A 19972-nucleotide genomic window follows, 5' to 3' on the forward strand; every position below is an offset into this window, starting at 1 on the left:
TCAACTTTCTGTATTCTTATCCAGCTTTTGCAATAGTCGATTTTTTGCATCCCGAATGTGGTTAGTCACGACTTCCTCAGCCCGGTATATATCTCGGAATTTTATCGCCTCCACAATGTCAAAATGCTCGGCAGCAGCCTCTCGTTGATCCACCTCACCTCGTACATGATAAAAGCGTGCAATGTGCAGATGACAATGCATTCCTCCGTAAGCGTCAGTAAGAAAGGAGTTTCCTGCTGCATGCACTAGCGTTAAGTGGAATCGGTGATCCAATTGATTAAATTCGAGAACCTCTTTGTAAGAAGAGCCCATTTTAATCGAAGAAATTTGATCATTTAGTCGGAATAATTCGTCTACAATATGCGTGTAATTCGAACGGATGACACAACGTATCGCATGCGTTTCTATTAAAATTCTAGCTTCAAGCATTTCCATCAACCTCTGGTCATCCAGTATTCCACTAACTCGATATCCTTTATTAGGCTCAAAAATAACCAGCTTCTCGGAATGGAAACGTGATAATACTTCCCTTAATGGAATAGGACTAATATTTAACTCCTTCGACAAAACATCAATATTGATCTTTTGTCCAGGCGATAGCTTCCACTCAAAAATCCGTTCCTTTATCAGATTATAAATATCCTCTTTGGCAACTCCCTTTTCTTTATTCATTCAATTCGACCTTTCTTGTCCGAGTAACCTCAATGGAATCCTGCTTAAAGTAAAGTATTTATAGTTAAACAATAAATTATCGTATATGATTTGTCAATAATTAAGTGTAATTATTTGTTAACTATTTAACGATATTTTTAATTTAACCTGTGAACAGAGTGAATTAATGAAGTGTTATAGTAAAGATATACAAATAACATATTAATTATTTTCAAAAATCATATATGATTAATATAGAATCAACCTCTTTTCTCAGCTACACCAAAGCTCCGGATCATATATGAAATAGACAGCTTACACAGGAAGTTCGATCCGTAAAATAACTACACATCTTAAATAGACCCATACGTTTGTGCCGAGCTAGGATTAAAAAAAGGCAGTTCGAATAATATTCGAACTGCCCTCTCTGAGGCTAAAGTTAAAGCAGTGCTTCAATGGCGGATGTCATATCCGAAGGCGACACCGTTGATTCAAAGCGCTGGACAGGATTACCTTCTTGATTAATAAGGAATTTCGTGAAATTCCATTTGATGTCGTTGCCCTCAATCGTACCCGCTTTAGTCAGCATGTTGTGCATCATTTTGCCAGTGCCATCGCTTTGGTCAAAGCCCTCAAACGGCAGAGATTCCGTCAAATAAGTGAACAATGGATGCTTGTTATCGCCCAATACATCGATTTTGTAAAAGAGCGGAAACGTAACGCCATAGTTGATCTGGCAGAAGGTGTCGATCTCTTCGTTCGTGCCTGGCTCTTGACCTCCGAATTGATCGCAGGGAAAGCCAAGGATGACAAGCCCTTGATCACTGTATGTTTCGTGCAGTTTTTGCAGTTCGGAATATTGCGGTGTAAATCCGCATTTGCTTGCGGTGTTCACAATCAGCAGAACCTTGCCTTTATATTGATCCAGCTGCACTTCTTGACCTCGAATGTTGGTTGCGGAAAACGAATGAACTCCCATAGTTTATTCCTCCTGTTTAATTTGATGGACCTGCTCAAGCAATTCGGTAATACGTTTCTTCAGTGAGACGACTTCTTCCGGAGCCATCCCGACTTGACAAAATACACGTTCAGGCACCTCGTACGCTTGTTCCTTAAGAGTTAGCCCCTGTTCTGTCAACCGGATGATGACATTGCGCTCGTCCCGAGGGTCACGGTTTCGACGAAGCAATTCCATGCCCTCCAACTTTTTCAGCAACGGTGTCAGGGTGCCTGAATCCAAATACAACCGGCTGCCCAGCTCCTTAACTGTTATGACATCCTGCTCCCAAAGCACCAAAAGCACAATGTATTGGGTGTACGTGAGTCCCAGCTTATCCAGTACCGGCCTGTATAGCCTTGTCATTTCTCTTGAAAACGCGTAGACTGCAAAGCAAAATTGATTATCCAGCTTCAATATTTCGTTCCTGTTCATAATCATCTCTTTTCATTTAATTAAATTGTATACAATTTAATTTCATAAAATCAATTTACCTTATCCTCAAGGAAATGTCAACTCGTATATATGCATATAAACCTCATCTTTTATTCCACGTGTCTTTCAACGGCACGATACGGTTAAATACAAGCTTGTCGCCCGTTGTTAGCTTGCTATCCACACAAAAATACCCATGACGAAAAAATTGAAATTTTTGTTCCGGTCGGGCATGTTGAACAAAAGGTTCCATCCAACCATTTTTTACGATAACAAGCGAATCTGGATTGATCGCATCCGTCCAGTCTCCACTGTCCTCCTTCGGATTGTCCTTCTCCAACAGCAGCTTCTCATACAAATAAATATCAGACTTATTCGCATGAGCCGATGAGACCCAATGGATCGTGCCTTTCACCTTACGCCCCGTATATCCTGTGCCGCTCTTCGTAATTGGGTCATAGGTACAACGAAGCTCGATAATTTCTTCTGTATCCGGGTCCTTTATTACTTCTTCGCATCTTATGAAATACGCACCCTTCAGCCTTACCTCAGTATTCAGGCTTAACCGGTGAAAGCCTTTGGGCGGATGCTCCATAAAATCTTCTCGCTCGATATAGATGACTTTGGAAAAAGGAACCTCTCTTTTCCCAAGCGCTTCGTTTTCACTGTTGTTTTCAATCATTAGAAGCTCCATGTCATCCTCCGGGTAGTTGGTAATAACGACTTTTAAAGGCTGCAAAACCGCCATGACGCTAATCGTTTGTGCTTTTAGATCCTGCCTGAGGGAATGGTCCAACATTGCGATATCTACCGTGCTTTGGGTTCGGATACTGCCTATTTCCTCAATGAAGCTGCGGATGCTTTCCGGCGTATAGCCCCTTCTTCTTAAGCCGCGAAGCGTAGGGAGCCTAGGATCATCCCATCCGTCTACATAACCGCCTTCTACCAGCTGCCTCAAAAACCGTTTGCTCGTCACAACACCTGTTAAGCTCAATCGGCCGAACTCCCTTTGCCGCGGAGGCTCTGGAAGCTCAAGCTCCTTGAGGACCCAGTCATACAAGGGCCTGTGATCTTTGAATTCAATTGAGCATAAGGAATAGGTGATACCTTCAATTGCATCTTGAATAGGATGGGCAAAATCATACATCGGATAGATGCACCAGTCTTTTCCCGTTCTATAATGCTCAGCATGGATAATTCGATAAATAATTGGATCACGCAGGTTTACATTAGGGGAGCCCATATCGATTTTGGCGCGAACAACCTTGGAGGCGGTCGGATAGTCGCCATTCTTCATTTTAGTAATAAGCTCTATATTTTCTTCCACTGATCGATTTCTATAAGGGCTGTTCCTGCCCCGTTCCGTCAAGGTCCCCCGATAATCCGTTACTTGCTCCGGCGTCAAATCACATACATAAGCCTTCCCAAACTTGATCAAGGTAACTGCGGCGTTATATATTTCGTCCGAATAGTCCGAGCCATAGTAGATATGGTTTCCCGGATCGTAACCGAGCCACTTGATATCCTCGATAATCGCGTTCACATACTCGATATCCTCCTTAAGGGGATTCGTGTCGTCAAAGCGTAAATGAAACGTTCCGTTAAACCTTTGGGCGATTGTATAGTTTGTGTGTATCGCATAGGCGCTTCCAATATGAAGATAACCATTGGGCTCGGGAGGAAATCGCGTGCACATGTCTCGTCCAAATGCGCTCGCCTCAAGCTCCTCACTAATCAGCTTAAATAAAAAGTTATCGCTTTCAGTTTGATGCTCCTTCTCGTTATTCAATGTCGACTCCTCCTAATGAACGTAATAAGTGGTCATACAAAAAAAACTTCACCTCCAAGACCTCAAGTCTTGGGGACGAAATTTTCGTGGTACCACCCCAGGTTCATTAATATGTCGCCATATTAACCTCTTCAAGTACGGCATTGCAGGCAATGCTTATACTCTAGCTCTATAACGGGAGCTCCCGTCACGTCATCCCTGTTAAAGGTTCCGACATGCTGCTCAGAGGCTTGGTTCGGGGATAAGCTCTTTACCCCTTTTCAGCTGCCGGGGCTCTCTGTGCAAGAACATTGTTCCCTACTCTTCTCATCATTGCGTTGAAATATTACTTATATGATAACAAATCATTCCCATTTATGTAAATGAGTATTCTTTACGAGTCAAAATAACCTTACCTGTTCCTATAGCCTTGTCGCATATAAGACTCTAGGCCTGCGATTCTAATTCCATACTGGAGTTAGAAGTCACAGGCCTAGACTTTTCATACATGCTCGTGGCCGTCAAGTTAAATTGGGACAGCTACCTTATTACGATCCATTTATTTCTTAATAGCTTTTAGAATAACGGTTGCTGCTTCAGCTCGTGTAGCATTTTCTTTTGGATTGAATGTTCCACTTGGGTAACCATTAACCAGATCGCTTGCTGCTGCAGTGGCCACTTCCATTTTGGCCCACTCGGAGATATCCAAGCTGTCCTTAAATGCGACTCCGCTCGTCACTGCTGGCAGCTTAGCCGCGCGGACAATCATGGCAGCCATTTGCTCACGGGTAATCAAGTCATCAGGTCCAAAGGAATTATCGCTATAGCCCGTAATGATCCCATGGGCAGCCGCGGTTTGGATTGCCTTTGTCGCCCAATGATTCGCAGTGTCCGCAAACGTCTTCCCGCTCTTTTCCTCAAGGTGGAACGCTTTTACTATGACGATAGCAAATTCGGCACGGCTAATCTTTTTATCTGGACCAAAGGTTCCATTAGGATAGCCGTCGATTGCGCCTGCTGTAATCAGTCCCCGTATACTATTTTCTGCCCAGTGACCTCTAATATCGCTGAGATCCACAGAAGCAGGTGTGGGCTCCGGTACTGTTGTTGGTGCAGCAGCCTCTTGATTATCAGTTGAGAAAACAGCAAACTTTGTAAAATGATTTACAGAATTAGTTACGACTGCATTTAAGATATCAACTTGAGGATTATCCAATGAAGTCCATTTTTTGGTTGTTTCATCGAACCAGTAAATTGATATTTTTGATTTCGCTAGATCAACATTTGTCTTATCGAACGGTATTGTAATTGATAAAGACTTAGTGAAATCATTTTCTTTGTCTTTCTTAATCTCATAGATGTCGCTAATCAATTTCATAGATGCATCCGCAGTTAAATCTGCAAATTTGGTTATATTATCTATGGTTACCATAAAATCAGTATTGAGAGCATCTACGGGAATTACGATCTTAACACCATTGATGGTGACCGTTCCACCAACAGATGGAGAGATTATAGCTGTGTTACTAACTGAATTGCTGCTACTGCTATTATCCGAGTTATTTCTAGGTGGAGTGATAGGAAGAACTGCGACATCCGTATAGCTGGCAAATTTGGTGAAATGCTTCGTCCAAATGACCAGATCGTTGCCTACATTAATTGTACCTTCGCCACCTGCTGCAAGTTTATCAGCCACTTCTTGAGTATCTGCGGTTATTTCATTTGTAATCGTTACAAAGACTCCATCCCTTACAAATCCAGCTAATTTACCCGCTTGGTTAGGTATTAGGAGCCTTACCGCTTTGTCAAAGGTTAAGGTTAGATCTGGTACTCCAACCTCGATAACTGCACTAACATTTCCGTTAGTTACAGTAACACTATTATTTGCCTGAAGCTCTGGCAATTTAATGGTTCCATCCCACGCAGCGGGTGCGGAAATGGACACTCCTGAAGGAATGAAGACATTAATCTCACCTATTGAAGTGGTTGCTCTCGCTTCCACCAAAGGCAGTGTAGCTTGTTTCGTATCTCCTGTTGTAGTAGGTGCAACTTGTATACTGCCAGTAGTTACCCCTGTTGGAACGATTAAACTCACAGGCTCAGTAGTAACTTGTATCGGCGTATCGGTTACCGTTTGGACAATAACTCTTTTTATGAGTACTGTATATGATTTTCTAGCTGTCGCATCCTTTGCCGTTACTGTAACCGTGATTGTATTTAATCCTTCTGACAAAACGATTTGTTTGCTGCTTGCTGCATCTCCGTTAATTTCCAGCGTAGCGCTTGAATCAACTGCGTCTGCCGTAACGGTTACGTTGTTTACACTATTTCCGACACTCAGCGTATAATCCGTTTTATCCTCAGAGAAATTAATCATCATACCGCTTAATTGCAGCGACTTCAAGTTAACGTTCGCCGCTGTTGGCGCTGACGGGGTTTTCGCCGGAACGATAACCGTAATGCTAGACGTATCTGCTGTCGAGCTGTCCGACATTCTTGTTACTGTAAATACGAGATTTACGCTCGTATCTGTCTCAGGTGGCGTAATCGTACTGTTCGTCGCGATGATGCCTGTTGGGCTCGAAGATTTAATCGCGATCGTATAACCGCTCTCTACGACTGGCAGCGTTAAGCTTGTCGCATCCTTCGCAGGTGCTGCTACCGTTGCGATCCCAGCTGCTACCTCTGCCGCTGTTCGCGCTGACGGGGTTTTCGCCGGAACGATAACCGTAATACTAGCAGTATCCGCCGTGGAGCTGTCCGACATTCTAGTTACTGTAAATACGAGATTTACGCTCGTATCTGTCTCAGATGGTGTGATTGCACCATTCGTCGCGATGATGCCTGTTAGGCTCGAAGATTTAATCGCGATCGTATAACCGCTTGGTACGACTGGAAGCGTTATGCTTGTTTCATCCTTCGCAGGTGCTGCTACCCTTGTAATCCCAGCCGCTACCTCTGCTGCTGTTGGCGCTGACGGGGTTTTCGCCGGAACGATAACCGTAATACTAGCAGTATCCGCCGTGGAGCTGTCCGACATTCTAGTTACTGTAAATACGAGATTTACGCTCGTATCTGTCTCAAGTGGCGTAATCGTACCGTTCGTCGCGATGATGCCTGTTGGGCTCGAAGATTTAATCGCGATCGTATAACCGCTTGGTACGACTGGAAGCGTTAAGCTTGTCGCATCCTTCGAAGGTGCCGCTACCCTTGTAATCCCAGCCGCTACCTCTGCTGCTGTTGGCGCTGTGAGCGTTGAAGCTTTTAACTCCCTCGTATCTCTCACTCGAATACGTTGACCATCGGCATATTTACCAGCAAGTCCAACCGCTTCAAGCGTGTCTCCAATTTGAAGCTTCGGAATAGGACCTGTTTGATTGATAATATACCCGTCTGCAAAAACTAATGCTTCTCCCGAACCATCATTAACCAAATAAGAATTATCATCCGGAATCGCTGTAACCTTCCCTGTCACTTTAAGTAATTGACCCTGGTTAGCTTCAGCATATGCATCTTGCGTGCTGACAGCTTTAGGTTCGACAGGAACTCCTGGAGAGGTATTGATTTTAACTATACTATTATCAAATTTATCAAACTCCAGCTCTGTATTATTCTCGAATATTTTAATGTGTCCATATATTCGAACGGTGTCTCCGACTACCAGACTGCCGGCTGGCACTTCGTTAAATGCCATGATTCCGCCTGTTTCATCCTGAACATAAACGGCGTCATAAAATGCTGTGGTCGTCACTTTTCCTTGAATAACGGCTTCCGTTCCTTCTGCCTTAGTACGAGCCTCACCAATAGGGCTCACTTTGGGTTCAAGGTGCGCTAACCAATTGATCGCGTTAAGCGCGAATGGATCGTTACCCTTCGGATTATACGTTTGATCCATTTGCTTATCATTGAAAATATTCATGCCTGTAACTATGACCCGGCTATTCCCAATGGTTTCAGAAGCGATTAACGGTATTTTCGATCCGCCGGATATGGAATCCAAAGCAGGACCATTTTTCCCATTAGAAGTGAATACACTGTAAGAAACGGTATCAGCTTTTACACTTGTCGTATCCTGGAATGTCGATTCATTCCCTTTTACGAGAACCGTAACCGAACTGCTGTCCGTAAGTGCAACTTTATTTCCTGCCCCGCCTTTCCCCGCTAAGCTTGCTCCACTGTAATATTCAATCGTAGGAACAAAATCCGTCAAATAATTATTTACAGGTGTTGGATGCAAACGGACGGAAAAATTAGAAGTCAAAGGAGTGCCCCAGAAGTTTCCTTCCTTGGTTTCATCAAATACGCCATCATTATTCACTTGAATGCTGGATCCGATTCCGGCCAACAAACTGTTTGCATTTTGATTTGAACCGCCGAAATTACTTTTTTCTGTAAGTAATAACGACCCGCCATTAGACATGTACTTATTAATTGCCGTGATTTCATTCGTCGTGTAGGCAGAAGCAGGATGTGTAACCATCAATATGTTCACACTACTTAATACTTGATCCGTAATCAGTGCCTTATTTTCGAGTATGGTATATCCTTGCTTTCTCATCATCACCGTAAATAATTTCAGATTATCTTTATAAGTGCCTGCATCTAATGTAGTATTCTCATTTTGATGGGTGGCATCAATTAAGATGATCTTACCGAGCGGTGCTTTAATTGTAAATTGTTGTTCAAATTTATTGCTCCCGAGATCATGCCCGTCTTTGGCCTCAAGCACAATAATAACCTTATGGTCTCCAGCGGTTGGATTAGACCATGTCACACTCGCAGAGCCTGAAGTATTAGCCGGAAGCGAATCTATCGTCGCATCTCCAATGTAATGCTGGGAATCCATGCTGTCGTAATAAAAATGAGCAACCAAATTGCTAACGTTAATACTTCCTTGATTGCTGATTCCTGCTTTTAAGTCAGCAGGGACTCCACCAATAATGGCTCCGTCAACTGCATTAATATTACTGACTTGTACAGCTAAATCTTGAGCCATAGACCAGATCGGGGCAGAATAAATGCGATCCCCGTCTTTTTGTGTAACTTTCACTACAAACCATTGTTGGCCGCCCATGACGGTAAAGCTTGGGTTCCAATTAAATGAAGTTGAGTCGGTGGTTGGCGTATAGCTATCTACAACTCTTCCACCATTCGTGATCAGTTCAACCTTTGAGATATTATCGTTGGACTTTGTTTTTAGATAACTGTATTTAGGATCTGCAGAAGATTCCAATACAGGGTCACTGCCGGTTATGTTAAAGTCCAATGTTTTGCTATCCACTGTCGAACCCATGTAATAGCCGCTTGCCAAAACATCCAGCTTAAAGTTAGGGTCCTCTGACATGTAAACACGCATTTTTTTCATAGCATCGAGCAGTGATTCCTGACTCAGATCATTAGCTACGATCACAGTACGATTTTTGGTTTGTCCCCAAGTTGCATCGTGATTGTCCTCGCCATAAGTTGGAGCCACATGCCAACCTAGATCAAGCGCGTTAAAAAACTTATCTTGAGCATTTGCATAAGAGTACTTGCCTGATCCGTTGCCTACTTCAAGCATCGTGAACAGCTTGTCTACCTTTTTATCGTAAGGAATAAAGTTTGCAAACGCATTTGCAGACATCGCCGGATGATTGAATTGGGCAACGATATTGTCATACGTCAAAACCCAGCTGTAATAATTTTTAAGATCTTGATACGTTCCGCCCTCTTCTACACGATCGATAAAGTTGTTAGTTCCGAACACATTGGAATGTCCCCATGTTGTTGAAGTCATTTCAAATGCCGGAAAAACTACAAAACTCCCGTTCTTCGTATACCGATTGGCCAAATCCTTAGTCAACTGCCAATTCGATCCGCCTGTTCGTTCTTTCATTCCGTTATGATCGACGGAATCTTTGCCGACAAGACTGGAATCAATATCGTGTGAATGATCGGAAAATGCAAACCAATCATATTCATATTTTTCCGCTGCTTTTAAAGCATCTTCTGGTGCTCCATCAGCGTCATGCGAAATATTGGTATGATTATGAGTCGTTCCCCGGTAATGGTTTCCTCCGGTAAATCTTTGTAATACTTGAAAGCTCCAAGAATACGTCGAAGCATTACCCAGTTTATCTTTGGCTGACACCACAACCGTGTGTATGCCTACAGCCAAATCTTGATCTGCGGTCAAAGTTAACTTGATCATTGTTTCAGAAATGACCGCTTTGGAAGTAAAATCATTTCCGTCGATCTTCATACTGACGGATGCCGTGTTAACACCGTTAGGGTCATCCAACGTTACAGAAATCACAGGGTGTCCCGTATCTACACTATCACCATTAGCAGGTGATGCATTCGCATACTCAGGTCCATCCTTGTCCTCCACAACATCAATGCTGATCGGAGCGTTAACGTCCCCGGAAGATAGTGTCTTTCCGTTCCCCTTGGCTTCAATGTAGTATAACAATTTGTTGTCAGGCACATTGGCTTGCGGTATTTTGCCGTTGTAATTGATTCCGTCTGCGGAACTCATGATAATCGGGCTAAAAGTCAGATCTGCTGTTCCTTTGTAATATAGGGTGATAGAATCCGCATTTTTAGCCTTAGCAGTAAATGAAACATCGATTCCAGTATAAGCTTTCGTCAATGGAGTATGAGTAAACTGCAATTCTCCTTTTATATCGGAAAGTGATCTTGGAAGTACATAATATCCGGTTGTAAAAGGAGATACACTTTTGGATTGACCGACGATGCCCTTAAAAGTATAACTATCGCCTTGCTCAATCACTCCTTTACTTACATCAATACCGGAAGTTCCCAATATACGTATAATAGACAAATTTCCTGTATCATCGGAGATGGATACGTCATAGTCTGGACCAGAAGCAGGTATGTTTGTAACTGTTCCTGAGATCGAAACTAGCTTGCCTTCCAGCGGTTCCGCTGTTGCGTAGCTATTTAACGAATTCAAACCGATTGCAAGAGGCTCGGGCATCTGATCCGGACCTACATAAGTAATCGTAGTCGGAACAAATCTAGTCATACCGGCAGTAAATACAACGCGCCCCTCGATTCTGAATTTGTTACCAGCCTGGATTGCGACCGTTGGAGCTTTGCCATCAATAATGTTGATCCCGCCAGTTGCATCTTGCAGATAAAAATGAGTCTTTTCGGATCCAAGTGCATTATTATTCGAAGTCGCAACACCTTCAATGGTAGCCGTATATCCCAAGTTCAATGGAAAACCCTTTACATCATTTGTGCGTAATTGATCAATAGGTGTAATCCCGACTGGATAACCTGTCACATCGACTCGGGAATAATTGCTTTCCATCGGTGTCGGTTCAGACGAATCCGTATGAGTCAAGTATATCGACTGATTATTGCCAGGATTGGAAAAGCTCAACGTGAACGATCCATTCGCAGCCGCAGTAGCTTGTTGAACGTTGGTAACTGTTCCACCCGTGTACAAATACGCTTTAACGGTAGAAGATCCTGGGACTGCATTCGCTTCACCCAAGACGGATGCCGTTCCGCCAGCTTGACTAAAGGTAATCTTCGTCGAGTCAGGAGTAAGCATGAATTTAGAGTTATGGATGATGACTTCGTCAGGCTTGGCAGGGCTCGACGGAGCGTTCATCACGAAATCCTTGGATGGGTCTTTCGTAAACCATCCGTTACCTAAGCCAAACGCGATCCTCGGGTCGGAGCCTGCATTTGTTTTACGCAGGAGGACCCCGCCTCCGACACCGGAGTTAAAGAAAGGAGAACCCCAGTGATCCGTTTTCGTTGCGAAACTAGCTGTAGTTCCATTGCCGAAAGTCACAATATCCATCGCTTTGGTATCATCCTGGCTGCTTAATCCTGTTACTGAATTAGCAAGCGTAAGAATACCTCCTGCAGAACCACTGGGATTCAGAGTGGTGGTTAGATCCGCTGTTACAGGAAGATCAAGGCCGCAAGCGATGCTTTTTCCTGCATCGTCTTTACAGGAAGAGCCGTTAGCCCCGGTCACCAAATAATATCCATGAGCCTTGATAACACCGCTCAATTTGTTACCTGCTCCAAAGCTGGTGCCAGTTGCCGAGGTATAAATAAGAGCCCATTCATTATTAAAATTAATATCTTGATTTGTCGTATTGTACAGCTCAAAAAACTTCGTTTTGTAGAAGGCTCCGCTGTTACCGCCATTCACATATAGCTGACTCAGCACTACGTCACCAGGTGAATAAGTTGCTCCTGGAACGGATGAGTTAACCGTAGTTTTATCGCTTTCGATTTTGCCGGTTTCTTTGGCAGTTACGTATACGGAAGTTTTGCCTCCTGGATTCGAGACGGTCAGATTAAACGAACCGTTTGCTGTCGCTGTCGCCGTGCCTGCCACTGAATTATCATCGAAATAAACGGTAATCTGCGCATTATTCGCAGCAGCTCCAGCAGACCCAATCACCGATGTAGAATTGGTAAATGCGATCTTGTTTGCATCCGGCTTCAACGTTTTGGGAATCGAAACGCTCACTTTATCGCTTTCGTCTCTGCCGCTTGCCGTCGCTGACACGAAAGCGGATGTTTGATGAGCAGCGTTGCTGATCGTCAAATTGAAGGATCCGTCATTTTGGGCAGTCGTTGTACCTGCAGGCGTATTGTCGGGTAAATAAACTTTCACCGCAGCAAGTCCATAAACGGCCCCTGCAACACCTTTAATTGTTGTGAAATCATCGATAAACGTGATTTTGCTTGCGTCTGGGTTGCTCGTTTTGGGAATAGCTCCAAAATCTACAGAAACTTTACTACTTTCGGTTTTTCCGCTCTCCAGAGACGTTATATACACTTTACGTTCTGAATTGGGATTATTAATGGTCAAATTGAAAGCACCGTTTGTGTCCGCTGTTCCCATACCTGCTACCGAATTATCGGCCAGATAAACCTTCACGTCAGCACCGCCATATACGGCTCCACTAACACTTGAAACGTGTGTCAACGTGTCAAATGCGATTTTATTCGCATCAGGTGCGGTACTTTGACTTTGGCCGATCTTCACGCCATTGATGACGATGTCGGCGATTCTGCTGGTACCTGAACTACCAGTCGCTGTACCACTACTAATAGGAACAGTTGAATAATTAAACCATCGAATATAGACATCAGTTTTATCATCCACTGCACTAGGCAATACAAGATTGTTCGGACCCAATGCAAGCGTTCCAGTTACTGCATATGACCCATTTGGAACATCGGTGAATGTAATACCATCCGTACTGTATTGAATCTTAAATTCTTTCGGACCTGTTGGAGCTCCCATATGCTTAGAGGAAAGAGTTAGTTGGGAGTAATCTTTTGTGCTGATTTGCGCCTGCCAATAGCCCCCGGCTACTTGCCAATTAGCAGTATAAATTGATGGGCTCGAGTATGTAACTGCACGCGCACCACTTACAGTAAGCTTCCCATTAGTCCGGTTAGCATTAGTACCACTAGTCGCAGGGATTGATACAGGGTCCGCAGCGTTCGCTGAAAAGGTCCATCCCGCAACCGTCTCTGGTGCAGCATAGGTCTTCTGAACTAAAGTGTTTGGAAAAATTATCGTTACTAACATCATGACAATCAACGTAAGGCTATACCATCTTTTATTTTTGTTAATAAAACCTGACATTCTTTGCACCTCCATTTAGCTTTGAAAAAAGTAAAACATGATTAGACTTATCTTTTTCAATTAAAACCATCGTCTAAGCTCCTAACAATCTGCAAACATTATATGCTAGTATTCATACCATTTTTTAACTATACGTCACTATTTTCCCCCTAAAATGAAGACTGTCCTATCGCCAGAGCTGCTGCTTTTTCCTTTCTAAGAAGTGTTTATCATGTCTGCTTGACCAATATAACAGCCGTTTGTAAAAAGAATGTTTTTGCAATGTTAAGTTTTTTTATTGTTCTTGTAATCTCTAATATTTGGCTTTCAGAATATTCCCTGTATCCACCATGCACGATTTAGCTAAATAATTGTTTATATCGAGGAATCTTGTAAAAAAATACAGCTTGTGTTAATGTCGGAATATGTCAGATATTATTTATGAGAAGAGGTGGCGTATGCGGTTTACAATTAGTAACAAAATGATAACTGGTTTCATAGTGATCGCGCTCCTGCTTGGATTGGTTAGCGCTTTTTCGCATTATTATTTACAGAAGGTCGACGATTCTTATTTAGATCTTGTAAATAGACGAACGAAAATCTTATCCAATTCAAAAGATATGAGATCAAGCACTCTGCAGCAAATGAGCAGTTTACGAGATTATCTATTAACTCAAAGCCAAGACGGATTGAATAGATATACTCAAGCAAATGCGAACCTAACGGAACAGATTACCGCCACTGTAAATATGGTAAAGCGTGATACAGACAAAACCGACTTAAACAAATTAAATACACTTAATCAACAACTTAAGAAAAGTGCTGACCAAGTGGCTACACTGGCTGTAACAAATAAGGAAGCAGCAGTAAAGTTGGCCAGTTCTGAAACTATTCTGATTGGTCGTGAAATGGAAACTCTGGCAAATCAAATTGCAGAAAACCAACAGAAATTAGTGGATGAAGGCAGCGCAGAAAATTCGTTAATGGTTGAATCCGTCAAAAGAACTGTTTTGATTATTAGTGTGTTCTCATTCATACTCGCGATTGTAATAGGCTATTTGATTTCTAGGATCATTTCCAAACCGATTGTATTTATAGCGAATGCGGCCAAACAAATAGCTTCAGGCGACCTCACACTTAAAGAGATTAAGGTGAAGAATCGGGATGAAGTCGGAGAATTGGCTGATTCCTTTAACCAAATGGTTACTAATCTTCGAAGTTTAATACTTCAAGTTCGAACTAGTGCCGAAAATGTGACGGCTTCCTCGGAAGAATTGACATCAAGTGCCCATCAGACCCATATTGCTGCTGAACAAATTGCTACTGCCATCCAGGAGGTTGCCGCCGGGGCAGACAAGCAAGTCCAAAGTGTAACGGAAAGCGTGCATGCCGTAAATGAAATGTCAGCTAGCGCTCAGCAAATTTCTATTCATGCTCAAAGTGTATCTTTTACTACATCTGAGGCTGCGGAAAAGTCGTTAGAAGGCAAACAGGCTATTCAAAAGGTAATTCATCAAATGAATTTTATACATCAAACCATCGAGAATTTATCAGGAATCATCAAAGGATTGAGTGATCGTTCTCAGGATATTGAAGAGATTGTCGAAATAATAACGGGGATTGCAGCCCGGACTAATATACTAGCTTTAAATGCATCGATTGAAGCAGCACGCGCAGGAGAGCAGGGTAAGGGATTTGCGGTTGTAGCGAGCGAAATACGGAAACTAGCCGAACAATCCTCCCATTCCTCGCAACAGATTGCTAACTTGATATCAACAATTCAACAAGAAACACATCAGGCTGCACAATCGATGGAAGCTGGGAGCAAAGAGGTAAATGAAGGCATGCTTGTCGTACATATAGCCGGAACCTCGTTCGAGCATATTGAACAATCAGTACTTAAAGTAGTAACCCAAATACAAGAGGTATCAGCGGCTGCAGAGCAAATGTCTGCCAGTACGGAACAAGTGGGTAACTCCATGAATTACATTTCCAAAATTGTCGAGGAATCTACTACAGAGATTCGACATGTATCGGCTTCAACGGAAGAACAGCTAGCTTCCATGGAAGAGGTTTTCTCCTCTGCCTCCTCCATGACCGAAATGTCTGAACAATTACAAAATCAAATCGTTAGATTTACGTTATAATGGCACCTACTACATACAGTGATGAACTCGTTACTTTTTCTGAGTAACGGTAAAACTTCCTTTGTATTCCCCCGATCCGAGCATAAATTCATATTTTCCGGGTTGGGGGTCATCGAGAAGAAATGAATTTTTCCCATTTTTTAATACCATGTCAATCTTTAAATCCTTGGAAACCAGCTTCAAACCGTTGCCTGTGTTGGAGTTTACATTGAAAATTACCTTGATCATCGTATTCGCCTTAAATTCAGTATTTTTAGGATTGAATCCAGCAGCGGTCACATCAATTATTGCTACCTGCAGATCGTTCTCTTCATCCATTGCGGTAACTTGGCTTTGTTTTTGACCTATTTGACCAATCACTATGTTATTTGAGTTAACGATAACACCTCCGAGCATAAGGCAAACTACCGAAGCAAGAAAAATAGTCGGGATATAAGAGTGTTGTCCAACTGCCTTAGTAGAGGTAATCTCCTGGGATTGCACCTTGTTGATTTGGCGGTCAAACACGCTCAGCAGCAAATAAATACAGACGATATAACCCAAATCCGTAATCATAATGGCACTGGCAGAGATGAATATCATAACGCCTGCAACAATACCGATAATTGCCCCCACAAATCCGGACAAAATTCCATTGACCACATCAAGCTTACGAAATGGTTTACCTGTGAGAAACCCGACTGCGATCGCAAACAATCCACTCATAACAGTGCTTGGGACGATCTGATATTCTAACGTTTGAGCGGACAAAATGCCGATGAATGCGCTGGAGAGGGCAACCATTGACATGCTGCTCAGCTTTCCGGCTGCACTTGTGATGAATCCCTTGTAGCGATGGATACGAACAATACAATATCCCGTTATGAGAAGAACGATGAATAAACTTCCAATGCTAAGCAGCAAAATAAACACCTCTTTATTTGTTAGCGAACGTTATAGTTTCGAAGCAAAATTCCAATCGGGATAAACATAAGGAACGCTTGGCTCTGCTGCGGCTTCCACTTTTTCTACCATGATTTTGATTACGGTTTGTCCATTGTATTGTGTTTTCCCTACTTTTCCGGTAACTGTGACCCATGAATCATTGGCCAAAGTGTTGGAATCTGGCGCTTCCGCGATAATTCCATAAGGAGATATATCGGCTATGCAATGGGTCATCCCCATTCTCCCGACAATAATTTGATTACCCGGTAAACCCGCTTCCCGATATACAAAACCTTTGATGCTAATCTCTTTGTTTTGGAAATTGTCCGCAAAGGTATTTAAAGCACGCAGTTTTTCAATAAACCACTCATCCTTCATTTCGATCAATGGCTGCTTGTAAATGAAAATGCCCAATCTTGCGTAATCCTGATCGTATACATTGGCTTTAAACAATTGCTTCAATGAAGGATCTTCGTTGCCGCCCAGTTCTACCATGTCACCTGAAGCAGGACGGTTCTGGATCGTGTAACCACCCAAATTCATACCCTTTTTATCGACCATAGAGCTGGCAATCGCTTTATTGGGCAAGCACGCCCCAAGAACAAGCGGAATAATAAATAAGCCGTAGATAACGACATTTTTCCATAAAGACTCTTCGATTGCGTGAGTATGATGATGCCCGAAAGCATGATCATGTGAAGGGTCTGATTCCTGATGATCGTGACCACACCCACACGAAATGGTTTGCTCCTTCAGGGATAGAAAAGCAATATAAAATTGAAACCCGGCAGTAATAAAAAGTACAATATCGGCACATTTTACGTAAATGACTAACTGTGGAACGATAAACTGAAGAATTTCACCCGACAATAACAAATACGCGGTATAAACGGCAAACCCGGTTAAAATCGCCGCTCTCAAGAAATGATGCACATGGATAGAGCTAATTTGTATACGCATACTGTCACCTTTCCTTGCGTTGAATAAAGGAACCGATTAATTCAAAATCCAATGAAGCACTAATGTACTTGCAAAAACAAACACAAATACTAGACAACCGAGTATAACGACAAATCTGGTTTTAAAAACAGCCAGCATCATCAAAAGCCCTTTTAAATTAAGCATCGGACCAAACACCATAAATCCGACCAGAGAGCTATTGGAGAATGTAGTTTGGAAAGATTGCGCCACAAAGGCGTCCGCTGTTGAACAAAGCGATAAAATAAAACCAAGTCCCATCATGATGAGGTGGGAACTTATGAAGTTTTCCCCCATTGATGCCAAGCCGTTTTGTGAAATGAAAACCTGCAGCAGCCCGACTAACATGGAACCAAATACCAAGTATTTGCCCATCTCAAAAAATTCACTTATGGTGTGGCTCATCACTTCCAGAAGCTTATTTCCTACAGGATGACTGTGGCTATGTTCTTTATGAGAATGTGGTTGCGCTGCTGGCTCAATGCTATTTCGTTCCTGGTCATGACCATGATTCGTGAGCAGCGTGTTCTTCAACTGATTCGGATTGACAAACCGATAAATAATAAGCCCAACGATGAGCGCCACAACAATCGCTACCCCCATACGGCTATAAGCAACTACTGGTTGATTGCGGAAGGCGGTTAGTGTTGATAAAAAAACGATAGGGTTCAGAATCGGTCCTACCAGTATAAATGTGGAAGCCACATACAAGGGCATGCCTTTTTTAATTAAATTGCGAATCGCAGGAACCATCCCGCATTCGCATATCGGGAAAATAATGCCAAGTACGCCTGCGGTCACGATCCCAAGGAACGGATTTTTGGGAATTAATCTCCTGATGGTACGTTCCGACACAAATACCTGCAGCAGGGCCGAAACGAACACGCCGATCAAAATAAACGGCAAAGCTTCGATAATAATGCTGATCAGCGTCATTTTAAAAACCTGCAGCTTGGAATTACTTAGTATAGCTCCAAAGTCTTTTAGTGTGGCAAGGTATAAGATCAATACGATTATTAAACAGACAATAATAAGCAAATTGCTGTTGGATTTCACAGGTGCATTCTTATGTGTAGATATGTTACGCAACGTATTCCCCTTCTTCTATGTTAAGATTCGTTCAGCCAACCAAATGCCTCCTAAAATAAAAGCAACCGAGGATATTGCGATAACCGCTCCTCTGGAATGGCTCCAATTTTGCATACGAGCGAGTAAAGGTAAACAGATAATGACGATTACAAGCTGTACAACTTCGATCCCGATGTTAAAACTGGCCAAATCGATTGCCAGCTCACTTGTAGGGATATTCATCTCCTTGAGAATATCGGCGAAGCCCATGCCATGGATCAAACCGAACAGGAACGTTAATATCCAACGGTTGTTCACATTTTTGCGGAATATGTTTTCCAGAGCGACATAACAGATGCTAAAAGCAATCGCAGGCTCCACGAACTGAGGCGATACATCAAGCCAGCCTAAAACAGATAACGTCAATGTCAAGCTATGGGCTATAGTGAAGGCGGTAATCACCTGCGCAAATTTCTTGAAGCTTTGTCTGGCGATAAGGAGCGCTAACAAAAACAATAAGTGGTCATAACCTGTAAGAATGTGATTAATGCCAAGCTTAAAAAATGACAACCAACCCGAGATCATCTCGGATGAATTCGTTGTCACATCCTGGGATTGCTTATCTGTGTCAGTACTGGTATTGCCCTGTGTCTTCAGGTCATCTTGTAATCCGGCATATGCGCTGTCCGAAAGCATCATGGACCACGTACGGTTTTTGCCTGATAGAGCTGAAGTGCTCTTTTGAGTTCCATAATGAATAGTAAGCAGATTCACATAATTGGTTTTAGTGTCAGTTTCATATAAACGATCTGTGAGAGTTACAGCCTGAGAGGCCAATACAGCGGGGTACACTACATTCAGTGTAAGTTGTGTGGCTTCCCCTTGTCGATTAAGTGTTATATAGTTCGTGCGCAGCCATGTCTGCGGTTCGCCGTTTATTTTTAAAGTAACGTTTTCCTTAATGACCGATTCAATCTGGTTCTGTACCGCTTTAAATTCTTCAGGATCCAGCATTCCGTTGTGATTCACATCACCATCAGTTAATTCGATAACCGACAATTCATCAATTACATAGGTCATTTCAGTCTGAGATTTTGTGAAATTTAAAGTTGTGTAACTTGCACTGTATGCGTGAGCCTGCACCGTTTGGGTGTTTGAAAAAATGAGTACGAAACCAAACAGCAAACAGTACAAATAAACATACAATCTTCGAAAAATTAATGATTTGGATTTGGCTTTCAGTCTGTACATAGATGTCCCTCCTGTTTATACACTTACTAGAATACTAGTTTAGTATAGCGACCAATTGTAAAATGAAAGATACGTTTTGATTAACGTAGAGTAAACGCACAAAAAAAGAACAGCAGCGGATGGAAATACCCTTGCCATTC

At 42.6% G+C, this 19972-nt stretch carries 10 protein-coding genes and 1 other annotated feature; of the genes, 1 reads left to right on the plus strand and 9 read right to left on the minus strand.

Features of this window, described 5'->3' with window-relative positions:
• From BM210_RS07010 to BM210_RS07030, 5 genes are all read right to left on the minus strand, one after another.
• Positions 1-672, minus strand: coding sequence for a GntR family transcriptional regulator (locus tag BM210_RS07010; protein WP_091165983.1), 672 nt, complete (start codon positions 670-672; stop codon positions 1-3).
• 418 nt (positions 673-1090) lie between these two features.
• Entirely contained in the window at positions 1091-1630 is a 540-nt protein-coding gene (locus BM210_RS07015; RefSeq protein ID WP_091165984.1) for a glutathione peroxidase, read from the minus strand.
• Between the two features lie 3 nt (positions 1631-1633).
• On the minus strand, positions 1634-2083 hold the full coding sequence (locus BM210_RS07020) for a MarR family winged helix-turn-helix transcriptional regulator (RefSeq protein WP_091165985.1): 450 nt from the start codon (positions 2081-2083) through the stop codon (positions 1634-1636).
• A 103-nt stretch (positions 2084-2186) separates the two neighbouring features.
• Complete coding sequence (locus tag BM210_RS07025; RefSeq protein WP_091165986.1) at positions 2187-3872, minus strand: glutamine--tRNA ligase/YqeY domain fusion protein; 1686 nt, start codon at positions 3870-3872, stop codon at positions 2187-2189.
• Positions 3873-3940: 68 nt separating this feature from the next.
• Positions 3941-4194, minus strand: a binding site (T-box leader).
• A gap of 216 nt (positions 4195-4410) precedes the next feature.
• A complete protein-coding gene (locus BM210_RS07030; protein ID WP_177237676.1) occupies positions 4411-13485 on the minus strand; it encodes an S-layer homology domain-containing protein in 9075 nt (3024 codons plus the stop codon).
• A gap of 437 nt (positions 13486-13922) precedes the next feature.
• Between BM210_RS07030 and BM210_RS07035 the strand changes: the two genes are divergently transcribed.
• The gene (locus BM210_RS07035; protein ID WP_177237677.1) at positions 13923-15611 is read left to right on the plus strand and encodes a methyl-accepting chemotaxis protein; all 1689 of its coding nucleotides are present in this window, start codon (positions 13923-13925) and stop codon (positions 15609-15611) included.
• A gap of 30 nt (positions 15612-15641) precedes the next feature.
• Here BM210_RS07035 and BM210_RS07040 read toward each other — a convergent pair whose 3' ends face one another.
• The 4 genes from BM210_RS07040 to BM210_RS07055 are packed head-to-tail and all read right to left on the minus strand — an operon-like array spanning position 15642 to position 19832.
• Complete coding sequence (locus tag BM210_RS07040) at positions 15642-16514, minus strand: cupredoxin domain-containing protein (RefSeq protein WP_091165989.1); 873 nt, start codon at positions 16512-16514, stop codon at positions 15642-15644.
• A gap of 30 nt (positions 16515-16544) precedes the next feature.
• The gene (locus tag BM210_RS07045) at positions 16545-17495 is read right to left on the minus strand and encodes a TIGR03943 family putative permease subunit (RefSeq protein WP_091165990.1); all 951 of its coding nucleotides are present in this window, start codon (positions 17493-17495) and stop codon (positions 16545-16547) included.
• Positions 17496-17531: 36 nt separating this feature from the next.
• A complete protein-coding gene (locus tag BM210_RS07050; RefSeq protein ID WP_256223301.1) occupies positions 17532-18602 on the minus strand; it encodes a permease in 1071 nt (356 codons plus the stop codon).
• Positions 18603-18617: 15 nt separating this feature from the next.
• The gene (locus BM210_RS07055) at positions 18618-19832 is read right to left on the minus strand and encodes a HupE/UreJ family protein (protein WP_091165991.1); all 1215 of its coding nucleotides are present in this window, start codon (positions 19830-19832) and stop codon (positions 18618-18620) included.
• Positions 19833-19972: the final 140 nt, after the last annotated feature.

Source organism: Paenibacillus sp. 1_12, from assembly GCF_900114475.1.
Taxonomy (GTDB): Bacteria; Bacillota; Bacilli; order Paenibacillales; family NBRC-103111; genus Paenibacillus_S.

Coding starts and splice junctions, on each gene's coding strand:
- BM210_RS07035 (WP_177237677.1), top strand. CDS start 13,923: ATGCGGTTTACAATTAGTAACAAAATGATAACTGGTTTCATAGTGATC.
- BM210_RS07045 (WP_091165990.1), bottom strand. CDS start 17,495: ATGCGTATACAAATTAGCTCTATCCATGTGCATCATTTCTTGAGAGCG.
- BM210_RS07030 (WP_177237676.1), bottom strand. CDS start 13,485: ATGTCAGGTTTTATTAACAAAAATAAAAGATGGTATAGCCTTACGTTG.
- BM210_RS07015 (WP_091165984.1), bottom strand. CDS start 1,630: ATGGGAGTTCATTCGTTTTCCGCAACCAACATTCGAGGTCAAGAAGTG.
- BM210_RS07020 (WP_091165985.1), bottom strand. CDS start 2,083: ATGAACAGGAACGAAATATTGAAGCTGGATAATCAATTTTGCTTTGCA.
- BM210_RS07055 (WP_091165991.1), bottom strand. CDS start 19,832: ATGTACAGACTGAAAGCCAAATCCAAATCATTAATTTTTCGAAGATTG.
- BM210_RS07010 (WP_091165983.1), bottom strand. CDS start 672: ATGAATAAAGAAAAGGGAGTTGCCAAAGAGGATATTTATAATCTGATA.